Source organism: Sciscionella marina DSM 45152, from assembly GCF_000379465.1.
Lineage (GTDB): Bacteria > Actinomycetota > Actinomycetes > Mycobacteriales > Pseudonocardiaceae > Sciscionella > Sciscionella marina.
Map to the genome: position 1 here is coordinate 226,178 of NZ_KB905447.1, position 22,327 is coordinate 248,504.

General features: G+C 69.1%; 25 protein-coding genes and 1 pseudogene. 19 read left to right on the forward strand and 7 right to left on the reverse strand.

The window, feature by feature from the left end; translation table 11 throughout:
• The first annotated feature begins 81 nt into the window (after positions 1-81).
• The 4 genes from A37U_RS0138680 (at position 82) to A37U_RS0138695 (ending at position 4,975) form a co-directional block, all read left to right on the forward strand.
• Positions 82-2,010: a S9 family peptidase gene (locus A37U_RS0138680; RefSeq protein ID WP_020502020.1), complete on the forward strand. Its 1,929-nt coding sequence runs from the start codon at positions 82-84 to the stop codon at positions 2,008-2,010.
• Positions 2,007-2,918: a S66 peptidase family protein gene (locus A37U_RS0138685; protein ID WP_020502021.1), complete on the forward strand. Its 912-nt coding sequence runs from the start codon at positions 2,007-2,009 to the stop codon at positions 2,916-2,918. Before A37U_RS0138680 ends, A37U_RS0138685 begins: the two co-directional genes overlap by 4 nt.
• Before the next feature lie 219 nt (positions 2,919-3,137).
• On the forward strand, positions 3,138-4,007 hold the full coding sequence (locus tag A37U_RS0138690) for a helix-turn-helix transcriptional regulator (RefSeq protein ID WP_020502022.1): 870 nt from the start codon (positions 3,138-3,140) through the stop codon (positions 4,005-4,007).
• A gap of 116 nt (positions 4,008-4,123) precedes the next feature.
• On the forward strand, positions 4,124-4,975 hold the full coding sequence (locus A37U_RS0138695; protein WP_020502023.1) for an oxidoreductase: 852 nt from the start codon (positions 4,124-4,126) through the stop codon (positions 4,973-4,975).
• 15 nt (positions 4,976-4,990) lie between these two features.
• On the opposite strand, the gene A37U_RS0138700 is transcribed toward A37U_RS0138695, so the two are convergent.
• Together A37U_RS0138700 and A37U_RS0138705 are read right to left on the reverse strand one after the other, a co-directional pair.
• Positions 4,991-5,932, reverse strand: a complete 942-nt coding sequence (locus A37U_RS0138700) for a zinc-binding dehydrogenase (protein ID WP_020502024.1) — start codon at positions 5,930-5,932, stop codon at positions 4,991-4,993.
• A gap of 34 nt (positions 5,933-5,966) precedes the next feature.
• Positions 5,967-6,323 carry a hypothetical protein gene (locus A37U_RS0138705; RefSeq protein ID WP_020502025.1) on the reverse strand — a complete coding sequence of 119 codons (357 nt, stop codon included), beginning with the start codon at positions 6,321-6,323 and terminating at the stop codon, positions 5,967-5,969.
• Positions 6,324-6,910: 587 nt separating this feature from the next.
• On the opposite strand from A37U_RS0138705, the gene A37U_RS47555 reads away from it, so the two are divergent.
• From A37U_RS47555 to A37U_RS0138720, 4 genes and pseudogenes are all read left to right on the forward strand, one after another.
• Positions 6,911-7,939, forward strand: a complete 1,029-nt coding sequence (locus tag A37U_RS47555) for a tyrosine-type recombinase/integrase (RefSeq protein WP_157183309.1) — start codon at positions 6,911-6,913, stop codon at positions 7,937-7,939.
• A gap of 21 nt (positions 7,940-7,960) precedes the next feature.
• Positions 7,961-8,146, forward strand: a pseudogene (locus A37U_RS50720) (MerR family transcriptional regulator); the annotation flags it as partial.
• 64 nt (positions 8,147-8,210) lie between these two features.
• Complete coding sequence (locus A37U_RS50725) at positions 8,211-8,369, forward strand: zinc-binding dehydrogenase (RefSeq protein ID WP_276143830.1); 159 nt, start codon at positions 8,211-8,213, stop codon at positions 8,367-8,369.
• A gap of 98 nt (positions 8,370-8,467) precedes the next feature.
• Positions 8,468-8,941: a DUF4396 domain-containing protein gene (locus A37U_RS0138720; protein ID WP_020502028.1), complete on the forward strand. Its 474-nt coding sequence runs from the start codon at positions 8,468-8,470 to the stop codon at positions 8,939-8,941.
• A 23-nt stretch (positions 8,942-8,964) separates the two neighbouring features.
• Here the strand turns inward: A37U_RS0138720 and A37U_RS0138725 are convergent, their stop codons facing one another.
• Positions 8,965-10,014, reverse strand: coding sequence for a phosphotransferase family protein (locus A37U_RS0138725; RefSeq protein ID WP_020502029.1), 1,050 nt, complete (start codon positions 10,012-10,014; stop codon positions 8,965-8,967).
• Here A37U_RS0138725 and A37U_RS0138730 point away from each other — a divergent pair.
• From A37U_RS0138730 to A37U_RS0138750, 5 genes are all read left to right on the forward strand, one after another.
• Complete coding sequence (locus A37U_RS0138730; RefSeq protein WP_083934231.1) at positions 10,013-11,506, forward strand: amidohydrolase; 1,494 nt, start codon at positions 10,013-10,015, stop codon at positions 11,504-11,506. The two genes, A37U_RS0138725 and A37U_RS0138730, sit on opposite strands and share 2 nt — an antisense overlap.
• Before the next feature lie 294 nt (positions 11,507-11,800).
• Positions 11,801-12,205: a helix-turn-helix domain-containing protein gene (locus A37U_RS0138735; RefSeq protein ID WP_020502031.1), complete on the forward strand. Its 405-nt coding sequence runs from the start codon at positions 11,801-11,803 to the stop codon at positions 12,203-12,205.
• Positions 12,198-13,001 (forward strand): alpha/beta fold hydrolase, encoded by an 804-nt coding sequence (locus A37U_RS0138740; protein WP_020502032.1) that lies wholly within the window; start codon positions 12,198-12,200, stop codon positions 12,999-13,001. Before A37U_RS0138735 ends, A37U_RS0138740 begins: the two co-directional genes overlap by 8 nt.
• Positions 13,002-13,005: 4 nt before the next feature.
• Positions 13,006-13,542 (forward strand): hypothetical protein, encoded by a 537-nt coding sequence (locus tag A37U_RS0138745; protein WP_020502033.1) that lies wholly within the window; start codon positions 13,006-13,008, stop codon positions 13,540-13,542.
• Entirely contained in the window at positions 13,543-14,703 is a 1,161-nt protein-coding gene (locus A37U_RS0138750; RefSeq protein ID WP_020502034.1) for an MAB_1171c family putative transporter, read from the forward strand. It begins immediately after the preceding gene.
• Between the two features lie 2 nt (positions 14,704-14,705).
• Here the strand turns inward: A37U_RS0138750 and A37U_RS0138755 are convergent, their stop codons facing one another.
• Positions 14,706-15,935, reverse strand: a complete 1,230-nt coding sequence (locus A37U_RS0138755; protein WP_020502035.1) for an SGNH/GDSL hydrolase family protein — start codon at positions 15,933-15,935, stop codon at positions 14,706-14,708.
• 120 nt (positions 15,936-16,055) lie between these two features.
• Between A37U_RS0138755 and A37U_RS53300 the strand changes: the two genes are divergently transcribed.
• The 4 genes from A37U_RS53300 to A37U_RS0138775 all read left to right on the forward strand — a co-directional run bounded on the left by A37U_RS53300 (position 16,056) and on the right by A37U_RS0138775 (position 19,641).
• Entirely contained in the window at positions 16,056-16,394 is a 339-nt protein-coding gene (locus A37U_RS53300; protein WP_020502036.1) for a cysteine hydrolase family protein, read from the forward strand.
• Positions 16,355-16,612 (forward strand): cysteine hydrolase family protein, encoded by a 258-nt coding sequence (locus A37U_RS53305; protein WP_020502037.1) that lies wholly within the window; start codon positions 16,355-16,357, stop codon positions 16,610-16,612. Before A37U_RS53300 ends, A37U_RS53305 begins: the two co-directional genes overlap by 40 nt.
• A gap of 75 nt (positions 16,613-16,687) precedes the next feature.
• Complete coding sequence (locus A37U_RS0138770) at positions 16,688-17,281, forward strand: TetR/AcrR family transcriptional regulator (protein ID WP_020502038.1); 594 nt, start codon at positions 16,688-16,690, stop codon at positions 17,279-17,281.
• A gap of 47 nt (positions 17,282-17,328) precedes the next feature.
• Positions 17,329-19,641: an MFS transporter gene (locus A37U_RS0138775; protein ID WP_157183310.1), complete on the forward strand. Its 2,313-nt coding sequence runs from the start codon at positions 17,329-17,331 to the stop codon at positions 19,639-19,641.
• 24 nt (positions 19,642-19,665) lie between these two features.
• Here A37U_RS0138775 and A37U_RS0138780 read toward each other — a convergent pair whose 3' ends face one another.
• Positions 19,666-20,646 (reverse strand): CobW family GTP-binding protein, encoded by a 981-nt coding sequence (locus A37U_RS0138780; RefSeq protein ID WP_020502040.1) that lies wholly within the window; start codon positions 20,644-20,646, stop codon positions 19,666-19,668.
• Positions 20,647-20,765: 119 nt separating this feature from the next.
• Here A37U_RS0138780 and A37U_RS0138785 point away from each other — a divergent pair, with 119 nt between their 5' ends.
• Complete coding sequence (locus A37U_RS0138785; protein ID WP_020502041.1) at positions 20,766-21,389, forward strand: hypothetical protein; 624 nt, start codon at positions 20,766-20,768, stop codon at positions 21,387-21,389.
• On the opposite strand, the gene A37U_RS0138790 is transcribed toward A37U_RS0138785, so the two are convergent.
• Together A37U_RS0138790 and A37U_RS52395 are read right to left on the reverse strand one after the other, a co-directional pair.
• Positions 21,376-21,699: a putative quinol monooxygenase gene (locus A37U_RS0138790; protein WP_020502042.1), complete on the reverse strand. Its 324-nt coding sequence runs from the start codon at positions 21,697-21,699 to the stop codon at positions 21,376-21,378. The two genes, A37U_RS0138785 and A37U_RS0138790, sit on opposite strands and share 14 nt — an antisense overlap.
• The gene (locus tag A37U_RS52395) at positions 21,696-21,851 is read right to left on the reverse strand and encodes a hypothetical protein (RefSeq protein WP_020502043.1); all 156 of its coding nucleotides are present in this window, start codon (positions 21,849-21,851) and stop codon (positions 21,696-21,698) included. Before A37U_RS52395 ends, A37U_RS0138790 begins: the two co-directional genes overlap by 4 nt.
• A gap of 34 nt (positions 21,852-21,885) precedes the next feature.
• Between A37U_RS52395 and A37U_RS54260 the strand changes: the two genes are divergently transcribed.
• Complete coding sequence (locus A37U_RS54260; RefSeq protein WP_240437813.1) at positions 21,886-22,182, forward strand: non-oxidative hydroxyarylic acid decarboxylases subunit D; 297 nt, start codon at positions 21,886-21,888, stop codon at positions 22,180-22,182.
• The last annotated feature ends 145 nt before the right edge of the window (positions 22,183-22,327 follow it).

Here is a 22,327-nt window from a genome sequence, read left to right on the forward strand (position 1 = left end):
CGCATACCGGGGTGTGTTCGCGTACAGCGAACTCGGCGCAGCATCCGGGCGGGTCCGGGGCCTCTACTAATGTGCGCGGACATGACCCGAACCGAACGCCCGTACGGCGCATGGACCTCCCCGATCACCGCCGAACTCGTCGCCGAGGCCGACAACCGGCCGTCGTGGCCCGCCTGGCACGGTGACCGGCTGGTGTACGCGCAGGCGCTGCCCGAGGAAGGCGGCCGGGTCGGGTTGTTCGCGCACGGCGCGGGCGGGCCGGTCGAGCTGCTGGCCACTCCGTGGAACGTGCGCAACCGGGTGCACGAGTACGGTGGCCGCCCCTGGACGAGCGTTCCCGGGGCGATCGTGTTCACCAACTGGGACGACCAGCGGCTGTACGCACTCGAGGACTCGGCCGGGCAGCCACGCCCGATCACCGCGGAGCCGGGACGCCCGCACGGGGCGCGGTACACCGATCTGCACCCCGGCCCGGACGGTTCGGTGTGGTGTGTCCGGGAAACCGTGACCGGGGACCGGCCGACCGATGTCACCCGCGATGTGGTGGCGGTACCGCTGGACGGTGGCGAACCGCGCACGGTGCTCGCCACCCACCATTTCCTCTCGGTCGCCAAGGTCTCCCCGGATGGCCGCCACCTGGCCTGGCTCGGCTGGGATCACCCTGCCATGCCGTGGAACGGCACCGAGCTGTGCGTGGCCGAGATGCGCGCGGACGGGACGGCGGGTGAGCACCGGGTGCTCGCCGGCGGTCCGCGGGAAGCGGTGTGCCAGTTCGAATGGGAGGACTCGGACAATCTGGTCGCGCTCACCGATCCGACCGGCTGGTGGAACCTGTACCGGGTGCCGCTGAGCGGGCAACCGGGCAACCTCGCCCCACTGGATGCCGAATGCGGCGGTGCGCTCTGGGTCGCGGGCAGTCAATGGTTCGCCCAGCTCGGCGGCGGACGCTTCGTGCTGCTGCGCGGTGGTACTCCGGTGCTCGTCGGGGAAGACGGGATCACCGAGATCGGGGGCCTCGCGGACATTCCGGTGTTCTCCGCGATGCTCGCGGTGCGCAACGGAACCCTCTACGCGACCGCGGCCGGGCCCGCACGCAAGTCCGCGCTCGTGGCGGTGGATCTCGAACGCGGCGGCTACACCGAGCTCACCGGGCAACCGGCCGATCTCCCCGACCCCGCCTATCTGCCAACACCCGAGTCCCGGACGTTTACCGACGAGGCGGGCAACGAGATCCCGGCGATCGTCTTCCCACCGGCCAATCCCGGGTTCACCGCCCCCGAGGGGGAACTTCCGCCGTTCGTGGTGCACGTGCACGGCGGGCCGACCGGTGCGGTGGCTCCGGTGCTCTCGCTGGAGTTCGCCTACCTCACCAGCAGGGGTATCGGCGTGGTCGCGGTCAACCACGGCGGCTCCACGGGCCACGGCCGGGCGTTCCGGGAGCGGCTGGAGGGACAGTGGGGCGTTGTCGACCTCGCCGATTGCGCCACTGTCGTCGCGGCGCTCGGCCGGGAGGGCACCGCCGATCCGGGCCGGTTGGCGATCCGCGGTGGTTCGGCGGGCGGATACAGCGCGGCGCACGCGATCGCGACCACCGGCACCTACCATGCGGCGACCGTGCGCTTCCCGGTGATCGACATGCTGCGCTTCGCCGAAGGAGACACCCACGACTTCGAGTCGCAGTACCTGCACTCGCTCGTCGGCGCGCTCCCCGGGCACGAGCAGCGTTACCGGGACCGTTCGCCGATCACCCACGTCGGAGAGGTCCGCGATCCGGTGCTGGTGCTGCAGGGCGACGAGGACGCGATCTGCCCACCGGAACAGGCGCGGGCGTTCAGCGCGGCGCTCGGCGGCACCGGGATCCCGCACGCCTATCTGGAGTTCGCCGGGGAACAGCACGGTTTCCGCAAGGCCGCCAACATCATCACCGCGATGTGTGCCGAACTGTCCTTCTACGGCCAGGTGTTCGGTTTCGTCCCGCCCGCCGTGGAACCGATCGAGCTGCGGAAGTGAGCACGCGCCTGCCGCGGTTGCGCGCCGGTGACCGGATCGGGCTCGTCGCCCCCTCCGGACCGCTGCCGCCGGGACAGCTCGCGGAAGGCGTGGCACACCTGCGGTCCTGGGGCCTGGAGGTCGTGCTGGGCGCGCACCTGAACACGCGGCACGCCGAGCTCGGCTATCTGGCGGGCACCGACGCCGAGCGGGCGCGGGATCTGCACGAGCTGTGGACCCGGCCGGACATCCGCGCCGTGTGCTGTGCGCGGGGCGGCTACGGCGGCCAGCGGATGGCGACCGCGCTCGACCTGACCGCGCTGCGGGCGGCGGGGAACCGCTTGCTGATCGGGTCCAGCGACGCCACCCTGCTGCACGAGCACCTCGCCGCCCGGTTCGGGTTCGCCAGCCTGTTCGCGCCGATGCCGGTCACCGACGCGTTCCGCACCGAACCCGAGGTGCGTGAACACCTGCGCCGTGCGCTGTTCGAACCGGCTCCGGTCGTGCTGCATGGCGCGCCGATCGGCCCCGTCCGGCCGGTGCGCGGGAGCACGGTCGGCGGCACCGCGAGCCTGCTCGTCTCCACCGTGGGCACCCCGCTGCAGGTGCGTCCGCGCCCCGGTTCGATCGCCCTGCTCGAGGACGTGACCGAATCCCCCTACCGGCTCGATCGCATCCTCACCCAGCTCGTGCAGTCCGGCTGGTTCGACTCGGTGGCCGGGATCGGGATCGGCAGCCTGCACAACTGTGGTGAACCGGCCGCGGTGCGGGCGGCGGTGTGCTCGGTGCTCGAACCGCTGGGCCTGCCGATGCTGTGGGGACTCGAATTCGGGCACGCACCGGGGCAGCACACCGTGCCGCTCGGCACGCCCACGGTCCTGGATCCCCGCGCGGGAACACTCACGATCGAACCGGCCCTGACGGCATAGGCAGGCGATCGGAGGTGCACCCCTTCGGCCGTCCCCGAGCGACAGCGATCGCGCCGCCAGCGTCAGCACCGAGTACTTCGGTACCGCCCCAACCCCAGTGCGGGCCCGGCCTGCGAGACGAAGATCGCGATCACGACCTGTTCGCACGACCCGCTGTGTAGTACTGGCAGGGCCAGCCAGGCCCTTGGTGAGCGACTCCGCGGAGAGCAGACTTCAATCATGGGCAACAACGACTTGGCCGGATTCCTGCGGGCCCGCCGTGCGGGACTGACACCGGACGAGGTCGGTCTGCCGGTCGAGTTCGGCACCGGTCGCCGGGTCACCGGTCTGCGGCGCAGTGAGGTCGCGCAGCTGGCCGGGGTGAGTACCGAGTACTACACCCGCCTGGAGCAGGGCCGCGCCCGGCAGCCCTCCGAACAGGTGCTGCATGCCCTCGCCGAAGCACTGCGGTTCGACGACATCGAGCGGCGGCACCTGTTCGCGCTCGCGGGCGGCGCCGCCGGGCGCAAGGACCGGTCCGAGCACCCGGCACGGCTGCGACCGGCGCTGCGCCAGGTGCTGGACTCGATGGATCTGGCTCCCGCCTTCGTCAACGACCGGAACCTCACCGTCCTCGGCGGGAACACGTTGTGGGCCTTGCTGTTTCCCGATGTGGCCGCCATGCCGCGCCGGGAACGCAGCATGGCGCGCTGGACGCTGCTGGATCCGCGCGCTCGCCTGGTGTGGCGCGACTGGGAACGGGTCGCCCGCGACTACGTGCACGGCTTACGGCTGGCCGCCGCCGCACAGCCGCGAAACCAGCACATCGCCAACCTGATCGGTGAGCTGATGATGCGCTCCCCCGAGTTCCCGGCCTGGTGGTCGGAACACCGCGTCCAGGAACGCAGCACCGGCCTCAAACACCTCCGCCACCCTGTCGCCGGTGACCTGGAACTGCAGTACGAGATCTTCACCTCGGTCGCCGATCCGGGCCAGTCGCTGGTCGTCTACAGCGCACCGTCCGGCTCGCCATCTCAGGAACGCCTGCGGCTGCTGGCCAGCTGGGGCAGCGAGCCGGCCACCACGGGGGACACCGCCGCCGAGTCCTGACGCTCACCGGACACACCGACACCACCCGGACCCGGCCCCGCCGTATCCGCGGGGTCGATGCCGCCGTGCCCACGCACGCCCTGCGGCCGGACACCCATCCACGAAAGGAACCCGTAGTGAGCAAGACATTCCTGATCACCGGCGTCAGCACCGGCCTCGGACTGGCGATCGCCCGCCGAGCCCTGGCAGCCGGGCACCGGGTCGCCGGCACCGTGCGCACCGAGCAGCATGCCGCCGAATTCCGGGCGCTGGATCCCGACCGAGCCCGCGCCTTCATCCTCGACCTGTCCGATACGGACCGGATCGAGACCACGGTGCGGGCCGCCGAAGCGGAACTGGGACAGATCGACGTGCTCGTGGCCAACGCGGGCTACGGGCTCGAAGGCACCTTCGAAGAGTCCTCGATGGCCGAGCTGCGCCACCAGTTCGAGATCAACGTATTCGGCACGGTCGCGACCCTCAAAGCGGTTCTGCCCGGCATGCGGGAACGGCGGGAGGGCCAGATCTTCGTCATCACCTCGATGGGCGGGCACACCACCTTCCCCGGGCTCGCCTTCTACGAGGGCAGCAAACACGCCATGGAAGGCATCACCGACACCCTCGCCCAGGAGGTCGCCCAGTTCGGCGTGCGGGTCACCGCCGTGGCTCCCGGCGCGTTCAAGACCGACTGGGCGGGCAGGTCGCTGGTCCGCGCACCACGCAGTATCGCCGACTACGACGAACTGTTCGACCCGATCCGCTCCCGCCGCCAGGCCCTCGCGGGTCAGGGCATCGGTGACCCCGACCGTGCGGGCGAGGCCATCCTCACGCTTCTGGACGTGGAAAAGCCGCCCGTGCATCTCCTGCTCGGCTCGGACGCACTGCGCCTGGTCACCGCCGGGCGCCGGCGCGTCCAGGAGGACATCGACACCTGGGAGGAACTCAGCCGCTCCACCGACTCCACCGAAGGCGGGGTGACAGTCGGCTGAGCACGGCCGCCCCGGTCAGCCGACGACCAGCAGCGTCTTCCCGGTCGTGGCACGGGATTCGATCGCCGTATGCGCCTTCGCGGCCTCGGCGAGGGCGAACCGCTGCCCGATCACCGGATGCAGCACTCCGGCGGCCGCCTGCCGCAGCGCCGCCCGGGTGAGGGCGCGCATATCGTCCGGATCGGGCACTTTCCAGGACAACACGGTCGGCCCGGCGTCCTCGGGCACCTCCGCGGGGCGGCCACTGGATCCGCCGTACGGCACGAACCGGCCGCCTTCACCGAGCGCGGTGAAGGCGGCCTCGCCGAGTTCCCCGCCGACCCCGTCGAACACCACATCCACCGGCCCGATCCCGCCGGCCCAGCCGGGCTCACGGTAGTCCACGCCATGCGCGGCACCGAGTTCCCCTGCCATGGCGAGCTTCTCCGGGCCTCCCGCGGCGGCGATCACTTGCGCGCCCGCCTCCGCGGCCAGCTGGACCAGCAGGTGGCCCACCCCGCCGGCCGCGGCGAGCACGAGCACCCGTTCCCCTTTCCGGATGCCCGCTTCACGCGCCACATAGTTCGCGGTGCGCCCGTCCGCGAGCAGTGCGGTCGCCTCGTCCAGACCGAGCCCGTCCGGTACCGGGATCAGCCCCGCGGCGGAGACCGCGACCTCCTCCGCGTACCCGCCCGTTCCCCCGGTCGCGGTGACCACGCGGGAGCCGAGCCAATCGGGATCGGCTCCCGGTCCGAGCCGCGTGACGATCCCGCCGACCCCGTTACCCGGAACGAACGGCGGCCGCAGCCCCGCGAACGGCCCGATCGCCTGCCCCGCTCTGGTGACGGTCTCCACGAAGGTGATGTTCGCGAACGACACCCGAACCACGACCTGTCCGGTCTCCGGGACCGGATCCTGGGCGGTTCCGATCCGCAGCATCTCGGCGGGCCCGAACTCCCGCAACCACACGGCATCCATACCCGGAAGCCTGGTTCCTCAAGTGTGGTCGAGGTCAATGAGCAGGCGGGGAGAGCTGGCTCACCTCGGTGCCCGCGACGCCCGCGACGTCCGCGGTGTCCGCGACCTCGGCGGCGAGCCGTTCCAGGGTCCCGCTGATCTCCGACTGGGCCTGTTCGACGGCGGCCGCGATCCGGGCACGCTCGTGCCCGGAAAGTTCCTCCTGCTGCTCGCAGGCGTAGCCCACTTCGACGGGCACGATCGCGGCGACCGGACGGCGGTTCGCGCCGCGGACGATGAACGTGACATGCCCTGCTCGGGCGTCGTCCCACACATCCATCTGCTGGCTCTTCAGCTCCGTGGAGGTCAGTTCCCGAGGGGCGATCTTCTGGCGCGTGACTCCGGTAGGCATGGTCGGATCGTACTACTCGACGGCCGAGAAGTCCGTGACAGACTTTTCGCCTCATAGCTCGACCTTCTGGTCCGTTTACTGCATAATCCCGGTTATGTGGTTACCAGACCAGACCTCCTCATAACGGACCTAAAGGATGACACGGACCAGATGCACCTGTCAGACACATGTCTCTACACACCAGAAAAACGATACAACGATCACGCTGCGGCATTTATGGTAACGCCATCAGAAGAATCTTGAAGTGCTACTAGTCTATTGTCAAAATAGAGGTTTAAAACTTCAAATAGCTACGTCCTGGTTATTGTAAAGCCGATGCATCAACAGTTCATGAACAGACATTCCGGTATGACACTGTATTCGAGCATGCTGTTCTGAAACCGTTGACGGACCATGACAGAAATCTGCGTCGGTTGCGTTGAAGAGTGTTCATAATCAATTGGTTAGGATTCTTATCGAACGGACCAGACAGACGACTCGTTCATCGCACTCCAATAGTCGGACCACTAGCGCTAACGGTCCGCTATGATGCCGATCCAAGAGTGAAGATCTCCGGTACGTTTGTCCAAGACGGGGAGGCCGCGCCGATGACCGATCTGCCGTTCCGGCCCGGACCGGCAACGGAACCCCCACGGCCGGTGGAGGTCTACCTGGCGCCCACCGGGTATCGCCTCGATCAGCTCGTGGTGTCCTTCCTGGCGGATCCGCGATTCGGGGCGAACACCGCCGAGGCCTATCGCCGTGACCTGCGGACTTTCCTGCAGTGGTGCGACCGGAACGAACTGGACCCGCTCACCCTGGGGCTGCCCGAGGTCAATGTGTTCAGCACCTGGCTCAAGCAGACCCCGAGCGAGCGCACCGGCAGGGTTCGTTCGGATCGCACGATCGCCCGTGCGGTGAACGCGATCTCGAGCTTCTACACCTACCTGAACCGTGCCGGGGCGATGCACTATCAGCCCGCCGCCGGGGCCGGGCGCCCCAGAGTAGAGCGAAAGCAGTCCAGGACCCGCCCGCTCACCGAGCAGCAGGCTGCGGACCTGTGCCGGCTCGCCCCGGGCAAGGCCCCGCGCACCTGGCCGCCGGGGTGCGCCCAGCTGACCATGCACCTGCTGGTGGACCTCGGCGCGCGGGTTTCGGAGATCTGCAACGCGGACCTCGGGCATCTCGGCTACCGGGTGGACGGCACCGGCACCGAATGGCGGGTGATCGAACTGCACATGAAGGGCGGCAAACTGCGCTACCGGCCCGTCCCACTGCAGCTCGCTCCCCTGCTCGACAGCTGGCTCGCCGAACGGATCGCGGCACCGCACCAGCGGGCGCTGCTCGTCGACCGGGACGGTGACCGCATCACCCGCGCCCAGGTGGGCACCCTGGTGAAAACCCTTGCCGCGGCCGCGAATGTGCCACAGCCACACGAGATCAGCCCGCACTCGGCGCGGCACGCCTTCAACACGATCGCCCGGCTGCGCGGCGCCTCCCTTGAGGGGCGCCAGCACGCGCTCGGTCACGCCTCGCCGGAGACAACCCAGCTCTACGACCACGCGGGCGAGTCCCTGGCCTCCGATCCGGCCCATCTGGTCGCCTCCGCGACGTTCACCGCACCGGCCGAACGGTAGGCCGAGCGTGAGCTTCCGGCCATGCGGATCGGCGAACTGTCCAAGCGCACCGGGGTGAGCCCGCGCTCGCTGCGGTACTACGAAGAGCAGGACCTGCTGACCAGCTCACGCTCGGAAACGGGGCAACGGCACTATTCCGCGGCCGGGATGCAACGCGTCCGGCTGATCCGGCAGTTGTTCGACGCGGGTCTGTCCAGCCGGATGATCGCGATCGTGCTGCCGTGCGTGGAAACCCCGGCGATGCGGGCGTGGGCGTTTCATCGAGCGTCACCTGGACCGCGAGAGCCTCGAGCGGTCCGCCCGACTGGCGCTGGACGGTGCCCTCGCGCCGGTGATCACGGCGGTCCATCCACCCTCCGCCGCTGCGGCCGCCCTCGCGACCGTCGAGAACGGGCATGCTTCGGGAAAGGTCGTCATCACGATGCCCTGAGCGGGACCGGGCTTCCGGCAACCTCCGGAGACCTCGATCACGAAGCTGTCATACCTATACCCCCTAAGGGTATATTGACGAGATCGAAGGAGGTCGTTATGCCCGAGGTTTCCGCCACTTGGCAGAACACATCCTGGAAGAGCGCCGCACAGGCCACCCTGCACTGCCTCACCGGCTGCGCCATCGGTGAGGTCGGCGGCATGGTTATCGGTACCGCGGCCGGGCTGAGCAACGGTGCGACGATCGTGCTCTCGGTCGCCCTCGCCTTCGTGTTCGGCTACGCCCTGACCATGCGCGGGGTCCGGCGCAGCGGCCTGAGCCTGCGCCAGGCACTGCGCATCGCACTCGCCGCGGACACGGTCTCGATCCTGGTGATGGAGCTGATCGACAACCTGTTCATGGTGATCGTTCCCGGGGCGATGAGCGCGGGCCTGCTCACCGCGCTGTTCTGGTCGTCCCTGGCCGGTTCGCTCGTGCTCGCCTTCCTCATCACGACCCCGGTCAACCGCTGGATGATCAGCCGGGGCAAGGGGCATGCCGTGGCACACGCACACCACCACGGCCACGCCTGAGCGGGCCGCATTCGAGACCGGGCTCAGTGCTCGCCGGTGCGCGCCGCGAGCCCGTTCTCGATGAGCCGCAGCACGATGTCCCCCATCTGTTCGAAGCCGGCGCCGACGGTGCCGCCGGTACTGAACCGGTAGTGGATGCCTTCGAGGATCACCGCGAGCTTGTAGCAGCCGAGCGCCACGTACCAGTGCAGTTCGCCGATATCGGTGCCGGAATAGCGCGCGTAGTGCTCGGCGAGCTCGGCGAAGGTGGGAAACCCCGAGCGCTTGGTCAGTCCGCCGGTGATCGGGTCCGCCGAGTTGTCCGACTCCCCCGTCCCCGTCCAGTAGACGTACAGCAGGCCGAGATCGGCGAGCGGATCGCCGAGGGTGGCCATCTCCCAGTCGAGCACGGCGGTGATCTCCAGCGGATCCGCCCGCACCAGTGCGTTGTCCAGGCGGTAGTCGCCGTGCACGATCGCGGCCCTGCGTGATTCGGGAAGGTTGGCGCGCAGCCAGGAAGCCAGTTCCTCGATGCCCGGCAGTTCCCGGCTGCGGGAGGACTCGAGCTGCTTGCCGAACCGGTCGAGCTGGCGGCGCAGATAGCCGTCGGGTTTGCCGAATTCGCCGAGACCGACCCGGTCCGGATCGATGGCATGTAACTCCGCCAGCACCTCGACCAGGCGCAGGGAAACCGCGCGGGCCTGTTCGTCGGACATCCATGCGGCGTCCTCGAGGGAGCGCATCGCCACCCCGTCGACCCGCTGCATGAGATAGAAGGGCGCACCCAGCACCTCGGCCTCGGTGCACAACAGTTCGGTGTGCGGCACCGGAACCAGGGTCGTTTCGAGGGCGCTCAGCACCCGGAACTCGCGGCCCATATCGTGCGCGGTCGCCAGCACATGGGACAGCGGCGGACGGCGCAGCACCAGCTCCCGCTGCCCATCGGTGACCACGTACGTCAGGTTCGACCGCCCGCCCGCGATCAGGTGCCCGGAAAGTTCCCCGGTGAACAGGCCCGGTCGCGCGGTATCCAGGTATCCACGGAGTGCGGCAAGATCAAGTCCGGGCAGCGCGGACGCGGTGTCCTCTGTCATGGACGGACACGGTACCGACCAGCCGGTATGTCCGGCAAGAGAGGTGGTGCACGAGGTGGGCGATGCGGTGCTGCTGCGCGGTGTGCGAGTCGGAAGCGAGGGGGCGGTCGCGGATGTGCGACTGGCCGATGGGCGGATCGCCGCGATCGAGGAACCCGGTGCCGGGGCAGAGGGCGCCGAGGTGTTCGAGGGCGGCACCCTGCTCCCCGGGCTCGTCGACGGGCACGCGCATCTGTTGCAGTGGGCGCAGTTCCGCAGGCGGATCGACCTGTCCGGCGCCGCTTCGGCGGACGCAGCGGCGCAGCTGATGACCGCGGGGCCGCCGGACGGTGAGCTACTGCTCGGCGCCGGGTTCACCGACGGTCTGTGGCCGGACAGCCCGCACAAGAGCACCCTAGACGTGGTCGTCGGCGATCAGCCCGCCGTGCTGTTGAGCAGGGATCTGCACACCCTCTGGTGCAACTCCCCCGCCCTGCGGCTGCTCGGCAGGGACCATCCGAGCGGGGTGTTCGTCGAGGACGAATGCATGCGGATCACCGCGGAACTGCCCCGGCCCGCACTCATGGTCACCGACAAGTGGGTACTGGAGGCCACGGAGGCCGCTGCCACGCGCGGGGTCACCGCGATCAGCGACTACGAGTTCACCGATACGGTGGCCGACTGGACCCGGCGCCTGGAGATCCGCCCGCCGGGCACCCGGGTGCGATGCGTGCTCGCCAGGTACCTGCTCGAGCAGGCGATCGAGCGCGGACACCGCACCGGGATGCCGATCGCCGAACTGCTCACCGTCGGCCCGTACAAGCTGTTCGTGGACGGTTCGCTGAACACCAGGACCGCGTTCTGCCTCGAGCGGTACCCGGGAACAGAGAGCACCGGCGAACTGGTCACGCCGCCGGACGAACTGGAACCGCTCGTGCATCGCGCGGTAACCGCGGGCATCACCCCCGCGCTGCACGCCATCGGGGACGCCGCCACCCGGATCGCCCTGGACGCCTTCGAGCGCTGCGGGAGCGGCGGGCGGATCGAACACGCTCAGCTGGTCGCCGAGGCGGACCTGGCGCGGTTCGCGCGGCTCGGGGTGACGGCGAGCGTGCAGCCGGGGCACTGTCCGGACGACCGGGATGTGGCCGAGCGGTACTGGGCGGGTCGGACCGCGCATGCCTACCCCTACGCGGCGCTACACCGTGCGGGCGCCCGGCTGGAGTTCAGCTCCGACGCTCCGGTCGCCCCGCTCGACCCTTGGGATGCGATCGCCTCGGCGGTCACCAGGACCGATGACGAACGGCCGCCGTGGCATCCGGAGCAGTGCCTGCCGCTTCCGGTGGCACTGGCCGCGGCGGCGGGCGGGCGCACCGCGATCCGCGAAGGGGACCCCGCCGACCTCGTGCTCACCTCGGTCGATCCCGCCGAGCTCGATCCGCGGGGACTGCGCGAGATCCCGATCCGCGCGACCTTCCTGGCCGGCGTGCCCAGCTACCGGGCCGAAGGCTGAGCAGCACGCCGAAGACGCCGGTGCCGATCACCCCCATCAGGTCGGCACCGGCGTCTTCGGTCGGTGTCCCGCTCCCACGTACCGATCGGGACATCCGCGCCGGCGACTGTCACCGGCACTGACGGACCAGCAGGGGCGCCGGTCCGCGCGAAGGAATACCGTCAATCTGACTGGTATACTTGACACCGCTCGATTAACGTAGGGTGTACTTGACTGAATGTCAAGTATGCCGTACATGCGAGGTATCGCGTATGGGTCGCACGACGCCCGTGCGCGTGAGAGAGGGGTAAGCGGATGGCCGGGGAACAGGGATCGGAGAACGCCTTCGCCACCAGACTTCAGCGTCTCTTTGCAAGCGTACGGCGCGAGGACGGCACCAAATACGGTAAGGCGGAGGTCGCGGCGGCCGTGGGAATTTCGCGCGGATACCTCTACGAATTGCTCAACGGCAAGTACGATCCGGGCTACACACTGGTAGAAAGGATCGCCGGCTTCTTCGAGGTTCCGTTGGAGTACTTCAGTTCTTCCGCGAAGGGGCAGGAGCTGAACCGCCAGTACGAGCTGCTGGCCAAGCTGGGGGCGGAGAAGGTCGACCGACTGGCCACCCGGGCCAGTCAGCTCTCCCCCGAAGGCCTGCGCTCCGTACTCGAATACATCGATTTCCAGGCCAGCCGAGACCGAGGAGAGGCCCGTGAGTGAAGTGCGGTCGGGAACCGTGGATGTGCGTGGCGCCCAGCTGTACTACGAGGTTCGGGGGCAGGGCGATCCGCTCTTGCTGATCCAGGGTGGGATCAGCGACGCCGCCGCCACGGCACAACTGGCCGCCGAGCTCGCCGAGCGGTACCAGGTGATCAGCTATGACCGCCGCGGGATCTCGCGCTCGACCGCCGCGGGGGACGTGCCGGTCACGATGCCCCAGCACGCCGAGGACGCGGCCCGGTTGCTGGAAGCCTGCACCGATCGGCCCGCCCGGGTTCTCGGATCCAGCATCGGCGCGGTGATCGCACTGCACCTGGCCGCCGAACATCCCGGGCGGGTGGCGACCGTGATCGCCCACGAGCCGCCGCTGTCCAGCGTGCTGCGTGAGCAGGACCGCGAGGCGGAACTGGACACCGTCGCCGAATTGGCCCGTACCGATGTCCGTGGCGCGATCCGGCACATGGTGACCATCTCCGCACACCAGGGCGAACCCGAGGAGGGCGCCCGGCCGGGAAAACCCGCCGGGGACCCGAACGCCAACCTGGAGTTCTTCTTCGCGCACGATTTCCCGGCTGTGCGGGCCTCGGCACTGCGCGCCGAGCAGCTCGCCGCGGTGCCGGTGACCGTCCGGCCGACCGGCGGCAGTGAGGGGGCGAGCCGCTGGGAGTACCGGTGCGCGCAGCAGCTCGCGAAGGAGCTGGACGGCACGTTCACCGAGGTACCGGGTGGCCACATGGCACCGAGCAGTCATCCGCGGGGTACCGCGGAGGCGGTACGGCGACTCCTCGCCGAGTGATCCCGTGCGGGCGGACAGCGGGCGGCGCTGGCGCAACGATCTGCAGCTGCGGCAGGGCGTCAAGCAGTTGCTGCGGGAACTCGAGATCGGGGCGCCGCTCGATGTTCCGCTGCTGTGCGCCCGGCTGGCCGAACACCGCGGGCGCCCGATCCGGCTGATGCCCTATCCCCTGCCGACTCCGGGCGCGTTCGGCCTGTGGATCGGGACTGCCGAGGAGGACTACGTCCTCTACCAGCGTGATACGACTCCCGCGCACCAGGAACACATCATCCTGCACGAGCTGGGCCACATCCTCAGCGACCACGGCAGCGATGAGGACGATGATGACATCTGGGCGCAGATCTTTCCCGACATCCCCATCGAGGTGGTGTTGCGGGCGTTGCGCCGCGAAGGGTATGACGCGGTCGCCGAACGCGAGGCCGAGATGGTCGCGACCGTGATCAAGGAATGGGCGGTCCTGCTCGACCGGCTCGACACCAGGCGCAAACACCGGGCGGATCCGGTCAGCGGTGCGTTCGACGATCACCAGGGGTGGCTGTAGATGGTGGCCGCCCTCATCATGTGGTGCGCGGCCCTCGCCGCCGCGGTGTGGAAGGGTTCGCAGCTGGCGCGCATGCCAAGGGATCGCGGCCTGTTGATCGTCACCATCTGCACGGTCCTGGTCGTGGCCGCGCTCACCGCGCAGCTCATGGTCAGCATTCCCGTCCTCGCCGGAAGTTTCCCCCGGCAGGCCCCGGTACTGATCGAGTTCGTCCTGCTGACCCTCTTCTTCGCGTTACTGCTCGGACTCTTGCGGTCGGTGCGCGCCTCGCCGACTTCCGGGGCGCGCGGCTATGTCGAGCTCGGCGTGGCGCTCGCGGTCAGCGCAGCCCTGACCGTGATCTTCTTCGGCACGGCGCTGACCGGTGGGGCGAACTACGGCGACTACACCGAGACCGCGGGCCCCGCAGGGGTGCTCGCCTTCCACCTGATCGGGAACCTCTACATGGCCTACGCGACCGCGTACGGCGCCTGCCTCGCCTGGTCCGCGGCTGCGGTATCGGTCACGCCACCGACAAGGCTCGGGCTCCGCGTCGCTGCCGTGGGACTGGTCATCTGCTGCCTCGGTACGCATCTGCCGCGGGTGCTCTCCACCGGCGGACGGCTGCTCCTGCGCACGTCCCTCGTCCCGGGCACCTCCGTGTGGACCTCGCCGCTGCTGGCGATCGGAGTCGGGGTCTTCTTCCTCGGAGTCGGCTATCCCGGCGCCCGAACCGGTATCGCCAAGGCGCGGATGTGGGTCGAGGCGCGGCGTCACTACGCCCAGCTGGGTCCGCTGTGGACGGTGCTCTATCGGCAGTTCCCCACCATCGCGCTGTTCCCGCCGTCCGGTCCGGCCAGGGAACGGCTGCGGCTACGGCACATGCGGCTGCGTTATTACCGGCGGGTCATCGAATGCCGCGACGGATTGGTGTGTCTGAGTCCGTACATGGCCACCCCGGTGCGCGCAAGCGACTCCCCCGCCCGGCAGGCGAGTCTGATCCGCGAGGCGCTGGAACATGAAGCGCTGGACCGCTGCGCCCCGGACGGGCACCTCGCCGCCCCATCGGTCATCGCACCACCCGAGGGCACCGGAATGGACAGCGATGTGCGGGCGATTCTCGCACTGTCCCGGGCACTGGACCGAGCCGAGCGCGCGAAGGCCGGACAGTCCACCGCTTAGGATCACAGCTTTCCGAGATCGATCGCCCCGGCCATCACGCGATAGCCGCGATCGTTCGGGTGCAGCGCGTCCCCACTGTCATAGGCGGGATTCAGCTTCCCCGGATGCGCGGGATCGCGCATCACCCGGTCGAAGTCGGCCACCGCGTCATAGGCGCCGGAATGCCGGATCCAGTCGTTGACCCGTTCCCGGACGAGTTCGCCCTGCGGGCTGTAGTAGTCCGCCCCCTGGAACGGGAGCAGCGTCGCACCGAGCACCGTGATTCCGCGTGCCCGTGCCGCATGGATGAGCCGCTGGTATCCCGCGATCAGCTGCCGCGCGGTGACCCTCGTGTTCGGCAGGAGACATTCCGAGGCCTGCGCGCTCGCCCCGATATCGTTGATCCCCTCGAGGATGATGGTGCTGCGGACACCCGGCCGGTCGAGCACATCACGGCCGAACCGGGCCAGCGCCCGCTCGCCGAAACACGGGGAATCGTGCAGCACCCGGTTCCCGCTGAGCCCGGAATTGAGCACGGTGTCGGTACTGCCCGCCGCCCTGAGCCGTTCGGCGAGCTCGTCCGGATACCGGTTGTCGGCGTCCACCGTCGAATTCGTCCCATCGGTGATCGAGTCCCCGAACGGCACGACCGCGGCCCGCTGTCCGGCCGTGCGCACATCCACCCCGTCCAGGAAGTACCAGGAGGTGCCGCGGTCGGTGAACGCCGAGACCCCGGTGTCCGCCGTGTGGTCCCCCTTCGCGCGATAGCCGGTGGCGCGCGCTTCCGGGTGGTTGGTCGCCGGTCCGGTCGCTCCCGCGAAGTACAGGTTCACGGTCAGGGAATCCAGCGGGTGCACCGGGATCGTGGCCGGATCGCTGCGCAGCCGGGCACCCTCCGGCAGCACGGCGGAACGGGAACCGCCGAAGGTGAGCGGGCGCGGATCGGTCACCGCTCCCGCCTTACCGGCGTACCCGATACTCGCCCCGGTCAGCCGAAGCGGCGTGGTGCCGTATCGGTTGGACAACCGCACCCGGACCTGTGGTCCGCCCGCATCGACCCGGATCACCTGACGGATCGTGTCGTTCCGGAAACCCTTCGCGGATCCGTTGTCGACCGAAGCGGGCAGCGGCGCACTGTCCGGGACCGCCCATCCCGCGCTCCAGGACTGCGCGGGCATGGGTGCCGCGCTCGCACCACCACCGGCGACCAGAAGCGCACCGAACACCGCGGCCAGATACCGAAATCGACGCATTTCCGCACCCCAAACGCAGTCCGAAGAGTCTCCGGAGATCCTAGGCGAACACGGTGGAAAACGGAATGTCCCAGGAATTGAGTTGAACTCAACCATACTTGAGGTTCTATCGTCGGCAGCATGACCAATGCGCTGATCGTGGTGGACATGCAGAACCTGTTCGTCGAGCTCGTGTCGGGAGAATTTCCCAAGATCGTGTACGCGGTGAACGAGCAGATCGCGGGTGCGGTCGCGCGAGGTGATCCGGTGTTCTACAGCCGGGACTACGCGCCGGTGGACCTGCCCGAGGGCGATCCGCGGGGGCGGACCCTGCTGCATCCGGAACTGGATGTGCGCGGCGAGGTGTTCGAGAAGGGGCCGGGCAACCGGGGTAATTTCTCCGCGTTCCTGCTCGCTCCGGTGCTCGAACCGCAGCAGCCGTGCGCCGAGGGGCCCTCGGTCCACTGCTCGGGGCGCTGACCCAGTTCCGGCCGGATGCGGTCACCGTGGCCGGTATCGCCGCGGACGTCTGCGTCGCCGCCACCGCCAGGGATGCGCTGCGCCTCGGTTACCCGGTCACCGTGCCGCTCGAGGCGACCGCTTTCGTGCACGCACATCCGGACGGGGACGCCGCCTCGGTCGCCGAGTTGCGCGCGGCCGGGGTCATGGTGACGCAGGACGCACACCGAAACGGTTGAGTTTCGATAGGGGCGGGCGTAGCGTAGTCAAGTGTACGAAACCGTTTCGGTTCGTTAGGGGCGAAGGGAGCAGCCGTGGAAAGCAAGACCGCACGCAAGACCCGGCTGACTCCGGAACGCGAGGCCGAGCTCTACGAGGCCGTGCTCGCCGAACTCTGCGAGATCGGTTACGAGCAGCTGACCATGGACGCGGTGGCCGCGCGCTGCCGGTGCAGCAAGGCGACGCTCTACCGGCAGTGGAGCGGTAAACCGCAGCTGGTCGCCCAGGCGGTACGGCACAGCAAGCGCGGGGAACTGTTGTCCTACAAGGACACCGGCTCACTGCGCGGTGATCTGCACGTGATCGCGAGCCGGTTCGCCAAGGCCAAGGCGAAAAAGGACCTCGCGGTCGTCCGGGCGATCTCGCCCGCGATGCGCGACTGCGCGGACCTGCGGGACGCGATGCGCGAAACCATCTTCGAACCCGAGCTGGGGGTCATCCGCTCGGTGGTGGACCACGCGGTGGCACGCGGCGAGCTCACCGAGGGGGCGAAGGCCAACGACTATCTGCCACATCTGCTTTTCGGCGCCGTGTTCACCCGCCCGTTCATCGAGGGCCGCGAACCCGACACCGCCTACCTGCGGCGCTACGTGGACGACGTGGTGCTGCCCGCGCTCACGCGGAACTGAGAACCACCGGCGCGATGAAGCGCCAGACATCGAACCGGAGGACCCGTATGTCTGCTACGACCATGGAACACGCGCCGCCGGGCAGCAGAGCGCCCGGTACGCGCAAACACACGCCGAGCCGCTGGTGGGCGCTCGCGGTGATCGGGCTCGCCCAGCTGATGGTGGTGCTCGACGCGACGATCGTGAACATCGCGCTCCCCTCGGCACAGCACGACCTCGGCTTCACCAATGACGCGCGCACCTGGATCGTGACCGCGTACTCGCTCGCTTTCGGCAGCCTGCTGCTGCTCGGCGGGCGGCTCGCGGATCTGTTCGGGCGGCGCAACACCTTCATCATCGGCATCATCGGTTTCGGCGTGGTCTCCGCGCTCGGTGGTGCCGCGAACGGGTTCACCATGCTGGTGATCGCCCGCGCGCTGCAGGGAATGTTCGGCGCCCTGCTCGCTCCGTCCGCACTGTCCCTGCTCACCACCACGTTCACCGATCCGAAGGAACGCGGCCGCGCGTTCGGTGTGTTCGGTGCGATCGCCGGTTCCGGTGGCGCGATCGGGCTGCTGCTCGGCGGGGTGCTCACCGAGCACCTGGACTGGCGCTGGACGATGTACGTGAACTGCGTGATCGCGGTGGTCGCCATTCTCGGTGCGCTGGTGTTCATCCGCCGCCAGACCCCGGTCGATCGACCGAAGCTGGACCTGCTCGGCACCGGTCTCGTCGCCGCGGGGCTGTTCTCCCTGGTGTTCGGGTTCTCCAACGCGGAGACCTACGACTGGAGCGACCCGATGTGCTGGGCGTTCCTCGCCGGGGGCGCGGTACTGATCGCCCTGTTCGCGTTCTGGGAGACCCGTGCGGCTCATCCACTGCTGCCGCTGCGCATTCTCGGTGATCGCAACCGGGCGGGGTCCTACCTGAGCGTGTTCATCTCGGGTGCGGGCATGTTCGGGGTGTTCCTGTTCCTGACCTACTACCTGCAGACCACGCTGCACTACACGCCGATCCAGACCGGGCTCGGTTTCCTGCCCATGGTCGGCATGATGATGCTGGTCTCGCAGCTGTCCACGAACGTGCTCGTGCCCTACGTGGGCCCGAAGGCCACGGTCCCGGTGGGGATGGCGCTGGCCGCGGGTGCGCTCGTGCTGCTGACCGGTCTCGGCCCGGACAGTTCCTATGCCGCGCACGTGCTGCCCTCGCTGCTGATGCTCGGGGCGGGCCTCGCACTGGTCATGCCGGTCGCGATGAGCCTGGCCACGCTCGGGGTCGCCAGCCACGACCAGGGTGTCGCCTCCGCGATGGTGAACACCATGCAGCAGGTCGGCGGTTCCATCGGTACCGCGCTGTTCAACACGATGGCGGCCACGGCGGCGGTGGACTATTTCGCCGAGCATCGCACCGATCCCGATGTCGCCGTACAGGCCGGACTGCACAGCTACGCCTACGCGTACTGGTGGGCCGCGGGCTTCTTCGCTGCCGGGCTGCTCATCGCGGTGCTGATCTACCGCAAGGGCCGCCCCTACGGCCAGCGCAAGAAGGAACAGGAGACCACGCAGGAGGTCCCGGCCGACGTCGTGGAGCCGAAGCACGCACTGCGCGCGGAGACCAATGGCAGCGGGGTTTCGGTGCACGGCAAGGTATTGCGCGGCAGGCAGGAGCCGGCCGCCGGTGCGGTGGTCACGCTCATCGACCAGGCCGGGCGCCAGATCGACCGCATCACCGCCGACCAGAACGGGCGGTACGCGGTGCTCGCGCCGACCAGCGGGAACTACGTGCTGCTCGGCGCCTCGCAAGGCCACGAGCCGAGGGTCACCCCGCTCACGGTGGGCACCACCCCGCACGCCTTCGACATCCTGCTCAGCGAGAACACCGGTGAGCTCGAGGGCAGGGTGGTGGACCGTTCGGGGCCGATCGCCGGTGCGCTGACCGTGGTCACCGATGAGCAGGGCACCGTTTCCGGGTCCGCGCTCACCGCGACTGACGGCGGCTACCGGCACACCGAGCTCGTGCCCGGCATCTACACGCTGACGGTGACCGCGGACGGCTACCAGCCGACGGCGGGACCGGTCACCGTGGCGGCCGGTGAGCCGACCAACCGGGATGTGGAACTGCGCGATGCCACGCGGTTGCACGGCACGGTACGCGATGCCGGCGGTGCCCCGCTGCACGATGCGCACGTCGCACTGCTGGACGAGGCGGGCAGCCTGGTGAATCGGTACCGGACCGGCGAGGACGGCGGCTTCGCCTTCGCCGACCTTCCCGGAGGCAGCTACACCATCGTGGCCAGCGGCTACCCGCCGGCCTCCAATGCGGTGACCCTCACCGGAACCGGGCGCGACGACGTGGAGCTCACGCTGAGCCACGCGGACTGAGCGATCGTGTTGCGGTACGCGCCCTCAGTGCGCGTACCGCAACACATCCAGCAGATCCTTCTCGGTGCGCGGGTCCTCGGCGAGGCATCCGCGCAGCCGTTTCTCGATGTCCCCCGCATCCAGCGCGCGGCCGATCAGCACCAGATCGGTCGCGCGCTGTTGTCCGCGCGGCCACGGCTCCCGGCGGAACCGCAGATGCCGCCCGACGGTCTGCAGACCGAACCGGTCCGGGTATCCGGGCACGTCGAAGTAGGTGTATCCCTTGACCCGGAACAGCTCCGGCGGCCGGTCGCGCAGGAATTCCATCAGCAGCACGGGATCGAGCGGTTCTTCGGCGTGGAAGGACACCGATTCGTAGGTCTCGTGCGCATGTCCCGCGTGCGAGTCCGGTCCCTCGAGCTCGTCGAAGGACAACTGCCGCGGACCGGTCTCAGCGCTGCGGTCGAACAGCAGCTGCGGATCGAGCGCGCCGCCCACGGTCTCCACGATCGGCACCGCGGTGCCGATCCGCTCCCGCACCCGGTGCAGCGTGGCCTCGTCGGCGAGGTCGATCTTGTTCAGCACCACGAGATCCGCGAACGCCAGATGCCGTTCCAGGTCCGGGTTCTGCTCGGCGACCCATTCGAATTCGGCGGCGTCCACCACCTCGAGCATGCCGCCGTACTCCAGCCGCTCCCCCGCGTTCGCCAACACCAGGCGCACCACGGCCTGCGGTTCGGCGAGCCCGCTCGGTTCCACGAGCACCACGTCGACATCCGCCTCCGCGAGCCCGGCGAGCGTGTCGCCCATGTCCTCGGTGTCGATCGCGCAGCACAGACAGCCGTTGCCGAACGAGACCATGGTGTCCACCTGGGCCGAGATCGCCATGGCGTCGATGTTGATCGCGCCGAAGTCGTTCACCACGACCCCGACCCGCACCCCGTTCCTGTTGTGCAGCACGTGATTGAGCAGGCTCGTCTTGCCGGAGCCGAGGAACCCGGCTACCACGATGACCGGAACCCGCACTCTTTCCTCCTCGCTTGATCCTCCGGGCCGCAACGGTACCGTCCGATTCCCGCCAGCACGCCACCCGCCGGTGCTGCCACGCTGATCCGGTCCACCCGAGCTGGAGCGAGGTGTGCACCATGCCGCTGCCTAACCGGGTCACGCCGTACGGGGAGATCCTGCGCGCCCCGGAACGCGGCACCCTGCTCGGCAACCGTGGCCGGCTGCACCGGATCACCTCCGATGGCGATCGCGAACTCGTCCGGACCCACCGCACCCGGAACTGGCTCATCTGCCTGCTCGAGTTCAAGGGGCGGCGGCGCACCGTCATGGGGCCGCGTTCCTATACCGAGCTGTTCTTCCTGGACGAGGTCACCGCGCTGGCCGCGGGACACCGGCCGTGCGCCGAATGCCGCAACCGCGACCTCGACCGGTTCAAGCGCGCTGTGGGCATCACCGCGGCCGCACGGATCGACCAGCGCCTCGCCGCGGACCGGATGACCGCACAGGGCACCCGACGCACCCGGCCGATGGTCTTCGCCGAACTGCCCGAGGGGGCGGTGTTCGACTGGCAGGGTTCGCCCTGGCTGCGCTGGCACGGTGGCGTGCTGCGCTGGAGCCTCGGCGGCTACCGGGAACGGCGCACCGATTCCCTGGCACCCGCCGAGGTCCCCGTTCTCACCCCGCTGCTCACCGTGCAAGCTCTGCGCGGGGGCTATGTCCCCGGCGTGCACCCCAGCGCGGAGGACCTCAGTCGATCTTGAGCTCGCCCATCTCGCTCCACCACGTCGCGCCCTCGATCTTGGTGCTGACGATGTCCGGGGTCCGGCGCACCATGGGGCGCATGGTCTCCAGGCCCGCCCGGAAGTGCTGCGAGTTCACGTGCGCCTCGGCCGCATCGTCGGCGAAGGCCTCGACGAGCACGAAGGTGTTCTCCTCCTCGACGCTGCGCGACCACTCGAACCACAGGTTGCCCGATTCCGCCCGGGTGGCCTTGGTGAACGCGTCCACGCTGTCCAGCCAAGTGTCCGCGTACTCGGCCTTGACCCGGAATTTGACCACGATGAAAATCATCGCCCCAGTTTAGGCGGCCCGGTCCAGGCGGTTCCGCCGCCCGCCGCCCTGCCGAGCAGTTCGCGCAGCTGCTCGCGCTCCTCGGAACTCAGCCGGGACAGCAATACTTCGTCCACGCCGTCGGCGAGCACTTGCATCAAGACCGTCGTCATGGTCGACCTTCGATCTGCCGGAGGCAATGTGGGCGTGGTCCACGAAGATGAGCCCGGCAGGCGATCCGGTGAACATCCCGGATCTCCCGGTGCTCTCCCTCGATCCCGGTTCCCAGCCGGCCGGGATCGCGAACAAGCGGAGCAGAAGATCGAACGGCTCGCCGTCTCCCCCGTTCCCGGGGCCGGGGAGGTGTACTGCCGCGCCCGCTGTGGGTACAGCCCGCGCAGCACCGATCCGGACCAGTATCCCGAGCGGTTCCGGCTCACCGCGGAGGAGCTCGCCGCGGCCATCGAGGTTCCCGCGATCCCGCCGTTGCGGAGCCGGTCATGAGCGACACCCTGATGTGGAGGTGCGCGCATCTGTGTCGGCGCACAGGACCGGGTCGTGGTGACCGCGCTGGTCCGGTGAACCCGTACGGTTACCGGATCCGCCGCAGGAATGGCTCGCCCGGCCGATAGCGCAGCGGCCGTTTCAG

Bases quoted from the DNA above. Each gene is read 5' to 3' on its own strand.
- A37U_RS0138690 (WP_020502022.1), top strand. From the start codon at position 3,138: ATGGGCAACAACGACTTGGCCGGATTCCTGCGGGCCCGCCGTGCGGGA.
- A37U_RS0138755 (WP_020502035.1), bottom strand. From the start codon at position 15,935: ATGCGTCGATTTCGGTATCTGGCCGCGGTGTTCGGTGCGCTTCTGGTC.
- A37U_RS0138725 (WP_020502029.1), bottom strand. From the start codon at position 10,014: ATGACAGAGGACACCGCGTCCGCGCTGCCCGGACTTGATCTTGCCGCA.
- A37U_RS47555 (WP_157183309.1), top strand. From the start codon at position 6,911: ATGACCGATCTGCCGTTCCGGCCCGGACCGGCAACGGAACCCCCACGG.
- A37U_RS53300 (WP_020502036.1), top strand. From the start codon at position 16,056: ATGACCAATGCGCTGATCGTGGTGGACATGCAGAACCTGTTCGTCGAG.
- A37U_RS0138775 (WP_157183310.1), top strand. From the start codon at position 17,329: ATGTCTGCTACGACCATGGAACACGCGCCGCCGGGCAGCAGAGCGCCC.
- A37U_RS0138705 (WP_020502025.1), bottom strand. From the start codon at position 6,323: ATGCCTACCGGAGTCACGCGCCAGAAGATCGCCCCTCGGGAACTGACC.
- A37U_RS0138750 (WP_020502034.1), top strand. From the start codon at position 13,543: ATGGTGGCCGCCCTCATCATGTGGTGCGCGGCCCTCGCCGCCGCGGTG.
- A37U_RS0138700 (WP_020502024.1), bottom strand. From the start codon at position 5,932: ATGGATGCCGTGTGGTTGCGGGAGTTCGGGCCCGCCGAGATGCTGCGG.
- A37U_RS0138735 (WP_020502031.1), top strand. From the start codon at position 11,801: ATGGCCGGGGAACAGGGATCGGAGAACGCCTTCGCCACCAGACTTCAG.
- A37U_RS52395 (WP_020502043.1), bottom strand. From the start codon at position 21,851: ATGACGACGGTCTTGATGCAAGTGCTCGCCGACGGCGTGGACGAAGTA.
- A37U_RS0138785 (WP_020502041.1), top strand. From the start codon at position 20,766: ATGCCGCTGCCTAACCGGGTCACGCCGTACGGGGAGATCCTGCGCGCC.
- A37U_RS0138680 (WP_020502020.1), top strand. From the start codon at position 82: ATGACCCGAACCGAACGCCCGTACGGCGCATGGACCTCCCCGATCACC.
- A37U_RS0138730 (WP_083934231.1), top strand. From the start codon at position 10,013: ATGGACGGACACGGTACCGACCAGCCGGTATGTCCGGCAAGAGAGGTG.
- A37U_RS0138790 (WP_020502042.1), bottom strand. From the start codon at position 21,699: ATGATTTTCATCGTGGTCAAATTCCGGGTCAAGGCCGAGTACGCGGAC.
- A37U_RS0138720 (WP_020502028.1), top strand. From the start codon at position 8,468: ATGCCCGAGGTTTCCGCCACTTGGCAGAACACATCCTGGAAGAGCGCC.